This is a genomic window from Acinetobacter thutiue, assembly GCF_030385805.1.
Taxonomy (GTDB): Bacteria; Pseudomonadota; Gammaproteobacteria; order Pseudomonadales; family Moraxellaceae; genus Acinetobacter; species Acinetobacter corruptisaponis.
Genome location: NZ_JAUDZE010000005.1, coordinates 115584 through 131229 on the forward strand (window position 1 = coordinate 115584; position 15646 = coordinate 131229).

Annotated in this window: 18 protein-coding genes; 6 read left to right on the forward strand and 12 right to left on the reverse strand. The window is 44.6% G+C overall.

From position 1 onward, the window contains the following. Window positions 1-115 precede the first annotated feature (115 nt). Complete coding sequence (locus QTA56_RS12145; RefSeq protein WP_267981202.1) at window positions 116-448, forward strand: HopJ type III effector protein; 333 nt, start codon at window positions 116-118, stop codon at window positions 446-448. A 49-nt stretch (window positions 449-497) separates the two neighbouring features. Here the strand turns inward: QTA56_RS12145 and QTA56_RS12150 are convergent, their stop codons facing one another. The 4 genes from QTA56_RS12150 to QTA56_RS12165 form a co-directional block, all read right to left on the reverse strand. After that, window positions 498-1100 carry a flavin reductase family protein gene (locus QTA56_RS12150; protein ID WP_267981203.1) on the reverse strand — a complete coding sequence of 201 codons (603 nt, stop codon included), beginning with the start codon at window positions 1098-1100 and terminating at the stop codon, window positions 498-500. Between the two features lie 18 nt (window positions 1101-1118). Then, complete coding sequence (locus QTA56_RS12155; RefSeq protein WP_267981204.1) at window positions 1119-1529, reverse strand: GFA family protein; 411 nt, start codon at window positions 1527-1529, stop codon at window positions 1119-1121. Window positions 1530-1595: 66 nt separating this feature from the next. After that, window positions 1596-2795, reverse strand: a complete 1200-nt coding sequence (locus tag QTA56_RS12160; RefSeq protein ID WP_267981205.1) for a TIGR03862 family flavoprotein — start codon at window positions 2793-2795, stop codon at window positions 1596-1598. Beyond that, window positions 2785-3432, reverse strand: coding sequence for a class I SAM-dependent methyltransferase (locus QTA56_RS12165; protein ID WP_267981206.1), 648 nt, complete (start codon window positions 3430-3432; stop codon window positions 2785-2787). Before QTA56_RS12165 ends, QTA56_RS12160 begins: the two co-directional genes overlap by 11 nt. A 91-nt stretch (window positions 3433-3523) precedes the next feature. On the opposite strand from QTA56_RS12165, the gene QTA56_RS12170 reads away from it, so the two are divergent. Then, a complete protein-coding gene (locus tag QTA56_RS12170; protein ID WP_004680638.1) occupies window positions 3524-3715 on the forward strand; it encodes a DNA gyrase inhibitor YacG in 192 nt (63 codons plus the stop codon). A gap of 273 nt (window positions 3716-3988) precedes the next feature. Beyond that, entirely contained in the window at window positions 3989-5725 is a 1737-nt protein-coding gene (locus tag QTA56_RS12175) for a hypothetical protein (protein WP_267981207.1), read from the forward strand. A gap of 74 nt (window positions 5726-5799) precedes the next feature. Here QTA56_RS12175 and QTA56_RS12180 read toward each other — a convergent pair whose 3' ends face one another. The 5 genes from QTA56_RS12180 to QTA56_RS12200 all read right to left on the reverse strand — a co-directional run bounded on the left by QTA56_RS12180 (window position 5800) and on the right by QTA56_RS12200 (window position 10250). After that, window positions 5800-6444, reverse strand: a complete 645-nt coding sequence (locus tag QTA56_RS12180; RefSeq protein WP_267981208.1) for an MBL fold metallo-hydrolase — start codon at window positions 6442-6444, stop codon at window positions 5800-5802. 23 nt (window positions 6445-6467) lie between these two features. After that, window positions 6468-7484, reverse strand: coding sequence for a ferrochelatase (gene hemH, locus QTA56_RS12185; protein WP_267981209.1), 1017 nt, complete (start codon window positions 7482-7484; stop codon window positions 6468-6470). Between the two features lie 69 nt (window positions 7485-7553). Next, window positions 7554-8582, reverse strand: coding sequence for a DUF4062 domain-containing protein (locus QTA56_RS12190; protein WP_267981210.1), 1029 nt, complete (start codon window positions 8580-8582; stop codon window positions 7554-7556). 103 nt (window positions 8583-8685) lie between these two features. Next, entirely contained in the window at window positions 8686-9564 is an 879-nt protein-coding gene (gene murI, locus QTA56_RS12195) for a glutamate racemase (RefSeq protein WP_267981211.1), read from the reverse strand. Between the two features lie 47 nt (window positions 9565-9611). Beyond that, window positions 9612-10250 carry a DUF1285 domain-containing protein gene (locus tag QTA56_RS12200; protein ID WP_267981212.1) on the reverse strand — a complete coding sequence of 213 codons (639 nt, stop codon included), beginning with the start codon at window positions 10248-10250 and terminating at the stop codon, window positions 9612-9614. Between the two features lie 186 nt (window positions 10251-10436). Here QTA56_RS12200 and QTA56_RS12205 point away from each other — a divergent pair, with 186 nt between their 5' ends. Beyond that, complete coding sequence (locus tag QTA56_RS12205) at window positions 10437-12149, forward strand: electron transfer flavoprotein-ubiquinone oxidoreductase (RefSeq protein WP_267981213.1); 1713 nt, start codon at window positions 10437-10439, stop codon at window positions 12147-12149. Window positions 12150-12217: 68 nt separating this feature from the next. Here the strand turns inward: QTA56_RS12205 and QTA56_RS12210 are convergent, their stop codons facing one another. The 3 genes from QTA56_RS12210 to QTA56_RS12220 are packed head-to-tail and all read right to left on the reverse strand — an operon-like array spanning window position 12218 to window position 13252. After that, complete coding sequence (locus QTA56_RS12210) at window positions 12218-12814, reverse strand: LysE/ArgO family amino acid transporter (RefSeq protein ID WP_267981214.1); 597 nt, start codon at window positions 12812-12814, stop codon at window positions 12218-12220. 3 nt (window positions 12815-12817) lie between these two features. Further along, window positions 12818-13075: a sulfurtransferase TusA gene (gene tusA, locus QTA56_RS12215; RefSeq protein WP_267981215.1), complete on the reverse strand. Its 258-nt coding sequence runs from the start codon at window positions 13073-13075 to the stop codon at window positions 12818-12820. 24 nt (window positions 13076-13099) lie between these two features. Further along, window positions 13100-13252: a hypothetical protein gene (locus tag QTA56_RS12220; RefSeq protein ID WP_267981216.1), complete on the reverse strand. Its 153-nt coding sequence runs from the start codon at window positions 13250-13252 to the stop codon at window positions 13100-13102. On the opposite strand from QTA56_RS12220, the gene QTA56_RS12225 reads away from it, so the two are divergent. Continuing rightward, window positions 13251-14090, forward strand: coding sequence for a CorC family transporter (locus tag QTA56_RS12225; protein WP_004656129.1), 840 nt, complete (start codon window positions 13251-13253; stop codon window positions 14088-14090). The two genes, QTA56_RS12220 and QTA56_RS12225, sit on opposite strands and share 2 nt — an antisense overlap. Beyond that, the gene (lnt, locus tag QTA56_RS12230; RefSeq protein ID WP_267981217.1) at window positions 14087-15646 is read left to right on the forward strand and encodes an apolipoprotein N-acyltransferase; all 1560 of its coding nucleotides are present in this window, start codon (window positions 14087-14089) and stop codon (window positions 15644-15646) included. The genes QTA56_RS12225 and lnt overlap by 4 nt, the downstream gene beginning before the upstream one ends.

A 15646-nucleotide genomic window follows, 5' to 3' on the forward strand; every position in this document is an offset into this window, starting at 1 on the left:
TTTCCCTGAGCATAAACTGCCTGTGTTGCTGCGTCCAGTTTAATTCCCGTCCTCTTCAATTCCATTGATTCAATGCTATGATGCTGCCATTCATTTGATGAACAGGGAACTGAATATGACTCAAGAATTATTGGCACAATTAAAAGATGGTTCTGCAAAGTTTGCAGATGTGTTGGCATTTATCGAGGCGCGTTATCAACATACGCCAACCGCTTTTCAAAATGGCGCGCAGTTTAATGCGGCAACTGAAAATCAGGGCAGTGCCAAAGTGTTCTCTTTTGCCAAACTTAAGGGTTTAAGCCAACAGGATACCCTCAATTTGTTTGCGGAACATTATGCCTCTGTACTTGCCACACCTGAAGCAAGCGACCACCAGAATATCCGCCAGTTTATGCAGAATGGCTGGGATGGTGTGAAGTTTGAGGGTGAAGCTTTAACAGCAAAGTAATAAAAACAGGAGGTGCTAAAGCCTCCTGTCTTTTTTAATCTATTCTATTTTAAGGCCTTTCCAGTTTGCGTAGCTCAGTGGTTAAACTATAAAAATCTCCACCCATTTTGCCTACGCTATCCAACTGCTGCTGGTTGATCATCGTCCCATTCCAAAGACGGTCATCGACATAAATAGACTTCACATCCAGCAAGGCAACCGTTCCACCTGATGGCAGGCTACTCAATTGAATCACTTCCCTTAAATGACATTCATAACGAATGGGAGAATCTCTCACTGCCAACGCTTCAACACTATTGCCAGCACATGACTCAATCTCAGCAAAATCAAACTCACTCTGCTCAGGGGGAAGCAAGGCACAGGATAAATTCATCTTTTCCATTAACTGGGAATTCACAATATGTACCACACATTCCCTGGTCGCAATTAAATTTCTCAAGGTGTCCTTATCCTGACCACTTTGTGGATTGACCTGTGAATACCACAGGATCGGAGGATTACAACTAGCCACATTGAAAAATGAGTAAGGGGCAATATTGTCAATCCCATCAGCGGATCGGGTACTGATCCATGCAATTGGACGCGGCGTGACTCCACCGACCAGTAAACGATAGGCTTCGGTTGGACTGAGGGAGACTGTATCAAAAATCATGGGAATCACATTGAGAGTTTAAGGACGTTCAGCATATTGCGGTAAATCATCGGCAATACAATCCCATTCAGCTTTAGAAGCAACAAAGATATGCATAGTCGGCTTTTGTTGTAGCTGAGTATCTAAAGTACCAATTCTCAAACGATAAAGCTCTGGCTGTGTATCACGCGAGCTGATCAGCGGTGAACCACATTCACCACAAAACCAACGGTACACCCCCGACACTTCAAACTTTTTAATTAGGTTTTCACCCTGCACAATTTTAAAATCTGCACTGTGAATCGGGGCATTGGTAGCAAAGGCTGTGCCATTGGCTTTACGGCAGCGTTGACAGTGGCATTGCACAATCTCGCCAATTTCACCATGAATCTCATAATGGATGCCATTACATAAACAACTTCCGTGGTAAATAGGGGTAACTTGAGACATGCCCATTATCCTAATTAAAGTTTTCTAAAAACTAGCATTTTTGAAAGCTCAACAACAAGATAAATATTATATGGCTGCATTCAATAGTTGATGTACGCCTTGCCCTGCCGCTCGCCCTGTGGCAAAACAGGCCGTTAGTAAATATCCACCTGTCGGTGCATCCCAATCCAACATTTCTCCACAGCAAAAAAGATAGGGATTAGATTTTAATTGCAATTGTGAAGATAAGGCTACTTGCTTTACCCCACCTGCACAGCTAATCGCTTCCTCAATTGGGCGGAAACCATCCAGGGCAATGCTTAACTGTTTGATCTGCCTTGCCATCATTTCAGGCTGTGACCACAGATTTTTATCCACCACTTCTCGTAGTAAATTGATCTTCACATGGTCCAAACCTGCCTTACGCCAAATATTGGTAATGGACTGCTTTTTATTGCCCTGCAATTTCTTTTTTAATTGTTCAATCGTAATATCAGGGAGTAAGTCCAGATGCAGTTGCAAGAGCTGATTCTGGGCTGCAAGCTGTCTTAACTCACGTCCCAGTTTATAAATAACTCCACTTTCCAAACCATAATGCGTCACCACAATATCGCCATGCGTTTGCTGGTCAGGCTGTACCCATGCATTGACACGCTTGAGTGGCTGACCAAAACAGTCCTGCATAAACGGTGACCAAGCCTTTAAAACACCGACATTACTGGCCTGAAATGGCTTAATTTCATTTGAGGATAACCAGTGTTGCCAGCCACCATCGCTGCCCAACTGCGGCCATGACACTGCACCACAGGCCAAGACAATCGTGTCATAACTTTTTGTGAATGTTTGCGTTTGATTTTCAACGGTTAATTGATTACCAGACAACGCCACACAACGATGGCGATAATGAAATTTCACGCCATCCGCCATTAGACGTTTTAACCAAGCCCGCAACAACGGTGCAGCTTTCATCTCCACAGGAAATACCCGCCCAGAACTGCCAATGTAGGATTCAATGCCCAGACCTTGCATCCAGTCCTGAATCCATTCAGCATCCCATTGCCCAATCCAGGGGCCTAGCCATTCAGCATGGTCATAACGCTGTATAAACGTTTCGACAGGCTCGGCATGGGAAATATTCAGTCCCGTTTTGCCTGCCATTAAAAACTTGCGTGCCACTGATGGTTTTTGCTCATAAACCTCAATATCGTAATCGTATTGGCTCAGCACTTCAGCCGCCATCAATCCTGCTGGGCCTGCGCCAATAATCGCAATACGCTTATTCGCCATCAGGCTGCCCTTGTATGTTCCGCCCCTGCAACGGTGCAAAATCATCAAAACAGGTCTGGTAGTCCTGTGGTTTAGTGATCAGCAACTGTTGGCACAGTTCACCACGCTCCAGATACTTGATCTCAAAATGGGTACGGGCTGAGTCTGTTGCAATCTTTTGTTTTTCATAAGGCAATTTCCACACATCAATGAGCTGTTGCTCTGCTTCGTCAATATATGCTGGAATGTTGCTCGCCAGCGTAATCGTACCATTCGGTTTTAGGCGGGAAATCAGGAATTCGAAAAATGGCATGTTCAACCAGCGTTGTGCTGGATTATGCGGCTCTGGATTGGGATAGAGAATAAAAAACTGTTCAACCTGTGCTGGAAACAGGGCATGCACCACCCAGGGCAAGGCATCGGCATGGATGGGATTTAAATGTTCACGCGGCTCCAGTTGATGCTGTTTCTGCATCGCCACAAACTTTTCTCTGGTTCGTTCAATTGCATACAAGGTTGCCTGCGGATGTTCAGCAGTGAACAACAAGGCATGCCTGCCTTTTCCAGCCCCAATCTCCACGCAGATTGGGATATCTGGAATCGGCTGAAAATCACGTGGTGCCTGCATGCGTTGTGCTTGAAATTGACGAATCAACATAATCCCATCAAACTATCTATAAATCGGCATAAGTCTAACAACTCACCTGACGTTTGCCTAATCTATTTACTTGCTGCCTTAGGAATTTTCTATGCCCCGTACCTTTCCCTGCCCTCGTTGTGGCCAGCCAAGCACATGGGAAAATAATGATTTTCGTCCATTCTGCTCAGAACGCTGTAAATTGATTGATCTGGGTGCCTGGGCAAGTGATGAATATAAACTCCCAACTCAGGATGCGCCTCAGGCGGATCTCAAACGCCATGAAGATGATTATGAGGATTAATCATCTTCCTTATTTAAAAGGATAAGAATAGGATTCACTACTTATCCCACGCCTGTTTTATAAAAATAATTATTAATAAAAACTTACATATTTTAAATATGAGAATTACATCACAGTAATTTACTTTTTTATGACCTTGTGCAAATCTTGATTCCATAAGCCATATGAACCAATCAACTATTACAAATTACATATCGCGCTGGTTTATTTTTGACCATTTTTATAAGAAGTCAGCGTAGTGAATAAAAAATTTAAATTTATCAGGAAGTGACAATGAATAACTATATTCCCTACCAGCTTAAGGTGTTGGCAACACAGATTGATCCCAATTTAGACATCCATTGGCAAGATGCATTACAGGCTCTGTTTTCCAAGGCATCTCCAGCAGAGTGGGAAAATATCTGTCAAGATATTTTGCAACTTAAAAAAATTCACTGGAACAGAAAAGAGCATACTTTTTCATATCTGGCAAAACATGACTTTCATTTGCTCACTGAAAAGATTGCGTATGCACATATCAAGCTACTGACCACCAGAATTGCAGACTCTCTGGATAAGCTGAGGAAATATAACGACATCCATGACATTTCTGACTATCTGGAGAATATTCTCAGCCAGATTCACCAGATCGACACTGAAGATGATTTTGACCTACAGGAACAAAAGAAACTGATTTTAAGGGAGTTCATCTACGCCGCAGCCCAAATCATTTTGGCAAAGCAAGAAATCCACCTGCCAGCCAACCAAAGGCATATAGATACAGCGGTGATCAAGACTTTCATCACCGAAGTGTTCCTCAAACAACAGCTTTTAAAATATACATTCAATATTCTTCGCTCGCATCAGCTCAGGGAGGAAAAAGACCATATCCTCAAATACTTTTTATATAAACAGCAGAAGTCCAGACAACTGGATATTGTCAAAACCTCAAAATATATCTTTGCACTGGCACCCAGCCCAGAAAGCCAGATGAACACCTTTTCCATTCGCCGATTCTTACAGGAGGAAAAATTTGAGGCATGTGAGAACATTTACGTCAACTCAGCCATCCTGCATTTGGATAAGATTGAGGATGAGGCACATCTTGAGCAATTCCAGTGGCAGGTTGGCCGAATTGTGACGATTGATGCACAGGTCAACCATTATGTGTCCGATATTGTTCGCAACATCGAACTGTATACCCATAAAACCCTGATTCCCTTTCTCATGGAACCACTCAACCCAAGTGGTGTATTTCTTGAAAAACTGGTTGAGCAACGGCTGATTGATTTTGAGCAGAAGTTATGCACCAACATTCTTGAGCCGATTGCAGATGCCCTAAAACATGCGGTACACCACATAGATGAATGCAATTATCTCTATATCAGTGTGAAGCAGACTTTGGATGAGCTGATCCGCCATTTCACCGAGTTTCAGTCACAGCCCTCGATCATCTTCAACAAACAGGTGATCCTGTTCATTGCCCGACTCAAATCCTATGCCACTTTGTTGCAAAAAAGACATTCCGATGTATTTACCGTGTTTTCTTATGATGAATGGAAAAAACATCATACTGAGGCCCTGGAACCGACCAATATCCTAAAGGATATTAGTATCAGCTCCCTACAGGAGTACAAAGATGCCTTTTATGAGCTCAAGGAAAATCAACGCCAGCTGAAACAGAGCTCGTCTTTTTTAAGCAAGCTGCTGAATAAACCACAGAAGATCAAGGACAATATTCTTAAACTCAAGCAGAAAACCTCTCAAATCAAGAAACATGCCCATCAGGAGATTATCCGTATCCAGCGTCGTTTTCCGTCCCTGACAGTGTATCTGGAATTTGAGTCACTGATCTCAGTCAACCACAAAGAACGGCACTATGCATTTCCAACGGGAGACAATGGAATTACCCGCCTGCCCATTCTGATCCAGATCCCAGAGGACAAGGCTTCTTTTGACTTGCAGACCATTTGTAACCATTTAAATTTTGACCTGAATCTGGCCAACCAAAAATGGTTAGAAACGGTTTAATGGTTGCATCTAAGGAGTTCAGCATTTCTTCTGTATAAACGGAATCCTTTATACAGAAGAATTCATCATTCAGATTAGCCTGCTTTGCTTGCCACAAAAGGATTAAATTTCTTTTCATAACCAATGGTGCTCATTGGCCCATGCCCTGAAATAAATTGCGTGTCATCAGGCAAACTAAAACATTCACGCTGGATGGAATCCAGCAATTGCTGGTGATTTCCTCTAGGAAAATCAGTACGCCCAATCGAACCCTTGAACAGGACATCGCCCGTCCATAATAAGCCATGTTTGGCATTGTAGAACATTACATGGCCTGGGGTATGACCAGGCGCAAAACGCACCTCAAACTCATCCTCACCCAGTTTCAGCACTTCACCACCCTCTAGCCACTGATCGACCTTGACGGGTTGTGGAATCGGGAAGCCATAACGTGCCGAAACTTCCTGAATCATGTCTAGCCAGAATTGATCCTCTTTATGTGGGCCAATCACAGGCACTTTCCATGTACCAACCAGCTCACCGACCGCGCCCGCATGATCAAGATGTCCGTGGGTGAGCCATAACGCTTTCACATGCAGACCCAAGGCTTCGACTTCTTTTTTCAGCACTGCTGCATCACCGCCTGCATCAATCAAAATCGCGTCTTTGGTTTCACTGTCCCATAAAATCGAGCAGTTTTGTTGAAAGGCAGTCACAGGGACAATTTTGACTTGTAGCATAAAAACCTCTGGCTAAAACGCAGTTAACGGTGGGCTAAGGTATGGGTTAGGGCATCAAGATTAGCCTGAACCAGACTGGCAAGCAAATCAATATGTGCCTGATCGGTATTCAGCGCAGCAATATAGGCATATTCACCACCGCCCGCATGCTGGAAAATCTCCTTATTCTGCATCGCCAACTCTTCCAGCGTTTCCAGACAATCCGCCGAAAATGCGGGACTAATCACCTGCACGGACTGAACCTTTTGCTTACCCCATTGTTGTAATAACTGATCGGTATAGGGCTTGACCCATTCCTGTTTTCCGAAACGTGATTGGAAACTAATCGCCCATTCCTCATCTTTCAGATGCAAGGCATCTGCAACTAAACGGGCAGTGATTCGGCAACGGTCGGCATAAGGATCACCCTTGTCCGCATAAGGCTGGGGAATGCCATGAAATGACATCAATAACTTTTCAGGCTTGCCATGTTCAGCCTGATAGTTGAGAACACTATCCGCCAATGCCTGAATAAACAGCGGATGCTGATAGTAATCCTTGATGAGGGTCAGTCCTGGCAAATGACGCTGCTGTGGAATCCATCTGGCAAAGGCATCATACAATGGTGCAGTTGAGGTGGCTGAATACTGGGGAAATAGCGGTAACAGAATCACATGCTCTTGCGGTGTTTTTTCCAGTTGTGCCAAGACATCATAAATGCTCGGTTGCCCATAAGTCATCGCAGGGACAACCGTGAGGTCAAACTGATGATTTTCTTCCTGCAAACGTTGCTTAACCAAACGTGTTTGTTCAAGCACAATTTCCCGCATTGGGGAATCTTTGGACCAGACCGATGCATAAGCTTCGGCAACCCGCTTAGGTCGAAAAGTCAGTACAAACAGATGCAGGATAATCCACCACAGTAATTTGGGGATTTCAATGACACGGGTATCGGATAAGAACTGTTTTAAGAAACGACGTACTGCTGGCACAGTGGCTTGGTCTGGCGTACCTAAATTTGCTAAAACCACAGTCACTTTGGGTTTTGGTGTCGCTGACATACATCGCTTCCGCTATAGCTGAATTTCTCCAGCTACTTTAGCAGTTTTACCGCACTTTTTTAAATTGGATTAATGCATGGTCTTAAACTGAAAAACCCGATTACTGTCCAGTATGTTGCTTTCCAGAAGTTTCTGCCCTTTTGCCGTCAGTTGCCACAGCATACGTTGGCGGTCATCCCGTCCTGTCGGCACAATCCACTCATTCTGGCGCATCTGCAACTTGATTTCATGCAAGGCACGGATATTCACCTGTGCACGAGATACCGCATGCGCCCTTGGCATTTCCTTACGTGCATCATCCAGACCCGTTTCATTGAGATATTCGTTCATGCGCTTGGAAAAATATTCTTCAGGCGTTGGAATCACAAATGATGAACCAAGCACATTCAGTAATTGCGCCCAGGTCATTTTGCGGTGTGGTTTGACTTCCTTGAAATTACCATCCTGATAGGCATGCATACGGTATTCAAATGCATACACTTCATGCATGGATACCTTGGGTACACTGGTAAGTGGATCAGCTTCCCGACTGCCCATTTCAGTTTCAAGCTGTTTAACCTTGGCACGCAAGGCATCAATTTCATCCCGCAACACCTGGGTGTTTTGTGGACGAACCCAACCCACCACAGGATAGCGTTCCAGCATTTGTGGCATACTGGAGCGAACGGCAAGCTCCAGATCCCTTAAGCTACGATAAGTAAAAACCTGATCAACTTCATGTTGCAGCTGTTTTCTAAACTCTTTGAATTTTTCTTTTAACTCAGTTTTGTGGTCATGCAGCTTTGCTTCGCGTGATTCTGGCTCTTCATGCATAAACACAATCACGGGTTTCTGTTTGGTCATGGCATAGATATATTCCAGATGCATATAGCCCACACCTGAAACAGACTGCTCACCATACTGGCTACCCAGCAAAATCACCACGTAATCACAGTCATCAATCTGTCTGCGGGCAATGGAGGTGCTCAAGGGTGTACGCTGTTCCAAGCCCCACGAAAAGAACCCCATTCCAACCAGCGTTTGGGCCAAAACCGCCCGTTCTGGTTGCATTTCATTGCCAGACGTAGAAATAAAAACCTGATAACGAGTATCTTGCATAGGCTAGGTCCCAATTCACTTATCAATAACCCTTAAGCCGTTTCGCTTAAGCCTTATCAATAATAACCCCAATAAAATCTTGAATATGAATCAACTGACGCGTTTAGGCGCCCATATCATCCAAATTCTGAATCGTCCATGTTAATTGTTCTGGCATGAGATGCTGGAGTACCGATTTTAACTCAACAGCATTATGACCACTGGCATAACATTCAATACGTGTAACATTATGACTTATTTTGTCACATAATAACCTATTTTTTATCAAAATATAGGCTGTTTGTCGCGCAACTGCCTGTCCAGAATCAATTAATTTTAACTTTTCATCAAAAACCTGATGAATTGCATCCCTTAAAAAAGGATAGTGAGTACATCCCAGCACTAAAAAATCCGCGCCCTGCTCCACCACAGGCTGCAATATATCCTGCAACACATCCAGACAGGCCTGGCCCATTTGCTGTCCCGCCTCAACAAAAGGCACCAGTTCCAGACTGGTGACTTTTAAAACCCGTACGCCAGCAGGTTCGGCAAACCTGCTCATCACATCCTTGATGAGCTGTCCGCGAAAGGTTGCAGGTGTCGCCAGCACAGCCACCACTTTCGAACGTGTTTGCAGCACGGCGGGCTTTAATGCAGGCACCAATCCCACAATCGGAAAATGCTCGCCATAGTAGTCACGTAGGTAGTCCAGACTAAATGCCGATGCAGTATTGCATGCCACCACCGCAATCTTACAGCCCTGCCGATACAGCCACTCAATCGCACGCGCTGTTAATTGTCGAATTTCCTGATCTGAACGGGCCCCATAAGGCACATGCGCGGTATCGGCATAGTAGAGAATCCGTTCGTTGGGTAAATGTCGGGCAATCTCCTGCGCAATCGACAAGCCTCCAATGCCTGAATCAAAAACCCCAATCGGCGCATCAGAGGATGCATGTGGCATGGGGTCAGCCAATACGGGCAGGGATTGGACAGCAGTCATACAAATACATTAACACTGTGGTTTCTTCACTCTTTTAAGCTTAAACCTCAGGTGCTTAAATGCAAGACCAAATCACCACTTTTTAATGTTAAAACCGTCTCACCCTGTGCATTTTCAGACAAACTGCCATAGTTTACAAGGTGATAAAAACTTTGACGCTGAATCAGGGCATTCATTCCAAAACGAACATGCACATAAGGACGTAATTCATCCTCTCCTGCTTCATTTGGATAGGCACGCATAAAAACTGGGTGCCGCCCATCCACAATCACCACATCCTGATTGCTGGTGGTGAGCTGCAAATAGCGCTTGCCCTCTATCTCAACCTGATCCACCTGGTTGATCAGCAACGGTTCATCCTCAACCTCAATTTCAATCTGCTCAACAGGTGTTTTCAGGTAAAACTTTCCATCCTCTTTCCACAGCACCTTGCTAAACAGGTCGAGCAAAGCCTGCCGCTTGACCAATTGACCTTCGTGCCACCATTCTCCATTGGCTTTTATCTTTAGATCCATTTTGCCGCAATGCTTTGGATGCCACTGGTCTAAAGGTGGAATTGACCTTTTGTGACTTTGCTGTACATCTTTTACATATTGTGCAATGCTCATTAAGTTTTTATCATCAGAAAACACGATTTTTCCCTTATTTTGTAGCGAGTCTGGTGGAGAATCATTTTCATTTATCATCGTTTATGCCTAGCTGACGAGAAAATATGACCGCTCAGCCAATTGGCGAGTCCAAGGTTTAAAACTATACTATCCCAAACGTTTGCAAGTACAATAGTGTCTTTGTGCTTGGCAATACAGAACACTCATGGCAGCACCGAATCGCAATATTACGGTTGCCACCCTTAAAAATATGAGGAGTCCTACATGGAACACATCGAACGTGAAGCGATGGAGTTTGACGTAGTGATCGTAGGTGCAGGACCTGCGGGTTTATCTGCTGCGATTAAAATTCGTCAACTAGCGATTGAAAACAACCTACCTGACCTTTCTGTGTGTGTTGTTGAAAAAGGCTCTGAAGTAGGTGCGCATATCCTTTCTGGTGCTGTACTTGAACCACGCGCCATGAATGAACTGTTCCCGAACTGGAAAGAAGAAAGCGCGCCACTCAATGTTCCTGTAACAGGCGACGAAACCTATTTCCTGCTTTCTGATACCAAGGCACAAAAAATGCCGTATTGGATGGTGCCAAAATCAATGCATAACGAAGGGAACTATGTAATTTCCCTGGGTAACGTTGTTCGCTGGTTAGGCCAAAAAGCGGAAGAGCTTGAAGTTTCAATTTTCCCTGGCTTTGCCGCTTCTGAAATTCTTTACCATGAAGATGGTACTGTAAAAGGTATCCAGACTGGAGATATGGGCATTGGCAAAAATGGTGAGCCAACGCATAACTTCACCCCTGGTTATGAACTTCATGCCAAATATACCTTGTTCGCAGAAGGCTGCCGTGGCCACCTCGGTAAGCGCCTGATAGCAGGCTTTGCGCTAGACAGCAATTCTGATCCACAACACTACGGGATCGGAATTAAAGAGCTTTGGGAAATCGATCCAGCAAAACACAAACCAGGTCTTGTAATGCACGGTGCTGGCTGGCCACTGTCTGAAACAGGTTCTGCTGGCGGCTGGTGGCTCTACCACGCTGAAAACAACCAGGTGACCTTGGGTATGATTGTGGATCTGTCTTACGAAAATCCACATATGTATCCATTTATGGAAATGCAGCGCTGGAAAACCCACCCAACCATCAAGCAATTCCTTGAGGGTGGTAAACGCATCTCTTACGGCGCACGTGCGGTTGTCAAGGGCGGTTTTAACTCATTGCCTAAATTGACTTTCCCAGGCGGTTGCCTGATTGGTGATGATGCAGGCTTCCTAAACTTCTCTAAAATCAAGGGCTCGCACACTGCCATGAAATCAGGCATGTTGTGTGGTGAGGCGGTATTTGAAGCGATTGCTGCGGGTGTTGCCAAAGGTGGTGATCTTGCGATTGCACGTGTACTTGAGGGTGAAGACCACTTTGCTAAGGAACTCACGGCTTATACCGAGAAATACAACAACTCTTGGTTAAAAGAAGAGTTATATAACGCACGTAACTTTGGCCCAGCAATGCACAAGTTTGGTCAATGGATCGGTGGCGCATTTAACTTTATTGATCAAAGCGTCTTTAAAGTGCCATTTACCCTGCATGACTTGAAACAGGATTATGCTGCGCTTAAAACAGTTGATGCCTCAACGTTCAAGCCAAATTATCCAAAACCAGACGGCAAGTTGACCTTTGACCGTTTATCTTCTGTGTTTATTTCAAATACAGTGCATGAAGAAAACCAGCCTGCCCACTTGAAACTGACCAATCCTGAAACACCAATTCAGGTGAACCTGCCAAAGTGGGATGAGCCTGCACAACGTTACTGCCCTGCTGGCGTATACGAAGTCATGGAAAATGATGATGGTTCTAAACGCTTCCAGATCAACGCAGCCAACTGTGTTCACTGTAAGACCTGTGACATTAAAGACCCATCACAGAACATTACCTGGGTAACCCCTGAAGGTGGTGGTGGTCCTAATTACCCTAACATGTAATTAGTATCCAAATATGTAATAAAGAATATAAAAAAACCAAGCTTCGGCTTGGTTTTTTATTTATGTCATTAGCGGAGCAATGAAAGCGCAATCATCCACATCACTATGCCGATCACCACATCAAGAATTTTCCACGCTTTAGGATTGGCAAAAATCGGCCGAAGTAAACGTGCGCCAAAACCCAAACCAAAGAAGAAAATAAAAGAAGCTGACACTGCTCCAGATGCAAAAGCCACCTTATCCATATATTGTGCTGAAATTGAGCCCAACAATACGACTGTATCCAAATAGACATGCGGATTTAACCAGGAAAAACTTAAACATAGGATTAGAGTCTGCACCAATGTTGTTGTAGGCTGTTCTGAGGCAACTAAACCATTGTTAGCTTTATAGGCATTATAGAAACTGCGCAGTCCATAGAAAAACAGGAAAATGGCGCCAAAATATTTCATGGCCTGAATAAGCCAGACCTGCTGGCTTAGAAGCGAGGCAAAACCAAATACACCTAGACAAATCAGAATCGCATCAGACAATGCACAAACCAGACACACCCAGAACACATATTGCCTCAATAGTCCCTGCTTCAACACAAAGGCGTTCTGCGCACCGATGGCTAAAATCAATGAAAAGCCCAACAACAAACCTGAGAAATATGTGGCAGCCAAACCTTAACCTTTCTGTACCAAATAGCGATATTCAGTATTGCTATTCTCATCAAGGCTTTCTTCTTTAAGCAAAAGCTCATGCCCTAAATGCATACAAAATTTTGGAATATCCCAAGATGTAGAAGGGTCAGTTGCCAATACTTCCACAATGTCACCTACTTTGGCTTTTCGGATAGCCTGATGCAGCATCATCACAGGTTCAGGGCAACGTAAACCTCTTGTATTGATTTGCACAGCAGGAAGTTTTGGTTGTTCAGACATCGTAAAACTCAATTATTCGAATTTTCACATTTTAGCACAAAGCAATCCCATAGAAATCACCAGCAGCTTTTTGAAAAACTGTACGTTTTTTACATAGTATTCTTGATGCATATCCGCTTTTTCTTCGGTATGATGAAAATCATCTAATTGATATAGAGAGTCTTTAGGAAAGATCATGGTCGAGGAATCCAGTCCGTCGTGGGGTATGCGTGGCTTAAGAAAATGGTTAGGTACCGCACCTGAAACCCGCGATGAATTACTCAAGTTAGTTCAAGACTCACGTCGCTTTTTAGAGCCAGATACTGTTGCCATGCTTGAGGGTGTTCTCGATCTGCCAGCAACAAAGATTCGAGAGGTCATGACGCCACGTACAGCGATTATCAGCTTACAGGAAGATGACCAGTTACTTGATATTCTGCATGTACTCATCGATTCTGCACATTCACGCTTCCCTGTGTTTTCAGCAGATCAAAGTGACAATGTGGTGGGTATCCTGTTGGCCAAGGACCTATTGCCTTTCTTAACTGAGCGTAATGTCAAGGTAGATATACGTTCACTGATGCGCCAGCCTGTGTTTGTACCTGAAAGTGCACGCTCAGACCAGGTGCTGCGCATGTTAAAGAATACCCAAACCCATATTGCCATCGTGATTGATGAGTATGGTTCAACCTCTGGCTTGGTGACACTTGAAGACATTCTCGAAGAGATTGTCGGTGAAATTGAGGATGAGCACGATATTGCGGATGAAGAAGCGTTATATATCGTCCCTGACAATGACCCAACCACAGCCAATACCTGGATTGTGCAGGCACTTACACCAATCGAACATTTCAACACTATTTTAGATGCTGATTTTTCTGACGATGAAGTTGAAACTATGGGCGGCTTACTGCTGCAAGAAATTGGTTTAGTCAGCGATTTACAGGGTCAGACCATTGAACTTGGCGATTGGCAATTCACCATTATTGAAGCAGATGCGCGCACCATTCATCTGATTCGAGCTGTCCGTCAATGATAAGCTATTTTGAAAAGCTGTTAAATTCATCTCAACCTCAAAAACAGCTCCCTCTTATTGTTCCACTGTTGATTGCACTGATCTCAGGCGCAATCTTCAGTCTGGCACTTGCACCGTATTATTTCTGGTGGCTGGCGATTCTGTCGCCAGCTTTGCTTTATGCGGTGTTACGCCAGCGTAGTCCACGCCAAGCCTTTGCACTGGGCTGGGCCTATGGTTTTGGTTTATGGTTTGTGGGGGCATTTTGGCTCTACACCTCCATCCATACCTATGGCGACACCAATGCCTTTTTAAGCATCCTGATGATTGTCTTTATGGCAACCGCAATGGGCTTATTTACCGCTTTTCAAACATGGGCTTATCGACGGTTTTTTCCAGAAACACCACTAACCTTTGCACCGCTCTGGGTGATGTTCGAATGGGCAAAAACCTGGGTATTTACAGGTTTCCCGTGGTTGTTTGCTGGATACGCATTTACTGAACGACTGCTGGATGGCTATGCGCCTTTATTTGGCATTTATGCAGTTTCATTTGTCGTCATTGTGTTGGCATGTGCGCTGGTCGAAATTTTAAATCGACGCTGGTTTTGGGCCATTCCCTCCGCCTTGCTGGTGCTAGGGGCCTGGGGTGCTGGATTTATCCAGTTTGTTCAGCCCAAAGTTGCCAAACCACTGAGCGTGTCCCTGATTCAGGGCAATATTCCTCAAGACCTGAAATGGCTGACTGAATACCAGATCAAGACTTTGGAGATTTATGCAACCCTGACCCGTGCCGAATGGGGGCGTGACCTGATCGTTTGGCCCGAATCTTCAATTCCAATGTTCCAGACCGATATTCCTGAATTTTTGGATGCCATGGCGGCTCAGGCAAAGAAAACTGATACAGCCTGGGTGACGGGTATTCCATACTGGGATGTGACAAAGTCACAACAGGTGGGTGAACCACTGTACTACAACAGCCTCATGTCTTCAGGTAGTGATTCTCACGGTTTGTACAAAAAGCAACGCCTCGTACCTTTTGGGGAATATATTCCATTGTCAGGTATGTTGAAATGGGTACTGCCTGCCATGCAGAATGATGTCAGCATGAGTGGTTTCTCGCGTGGTGAGGCCAATCAGAAGCCACTGATCGTAAAAGGTCATGCACTTGCAGCCGCAATTTGTTATGAGGTCGCCTATCCAAACCTGACTCGCCGCAATGCATCCAATAGCGATTTTTTAATCACGGTTTCAAATGATGCTTGGTTTACAGGAACGGCTGGTCCCTGGCAGCATCTACAAATGGTACAGATGCGCGCCAAAGAAAATGGCCGCTGGTTTATTCGTGCTACCAATACAGGCGTGACTGCGTTTATTGACCACAATGGCCATATCGTGAAACAGGCACCTCTGGATGAAGAGTTCGTATTACGTGGTGATTTGCCCGCAATGCAGGGGCAAACCTTATATAGTCGTTTCAGTGATTATCCAATTCTGATCTTCTCCATTCTTCTATTGGTTGTAGGCTGGATTTATCGTCCACGTAAAGTTGATGTTTCCTTTAAGTCACGCCGATAA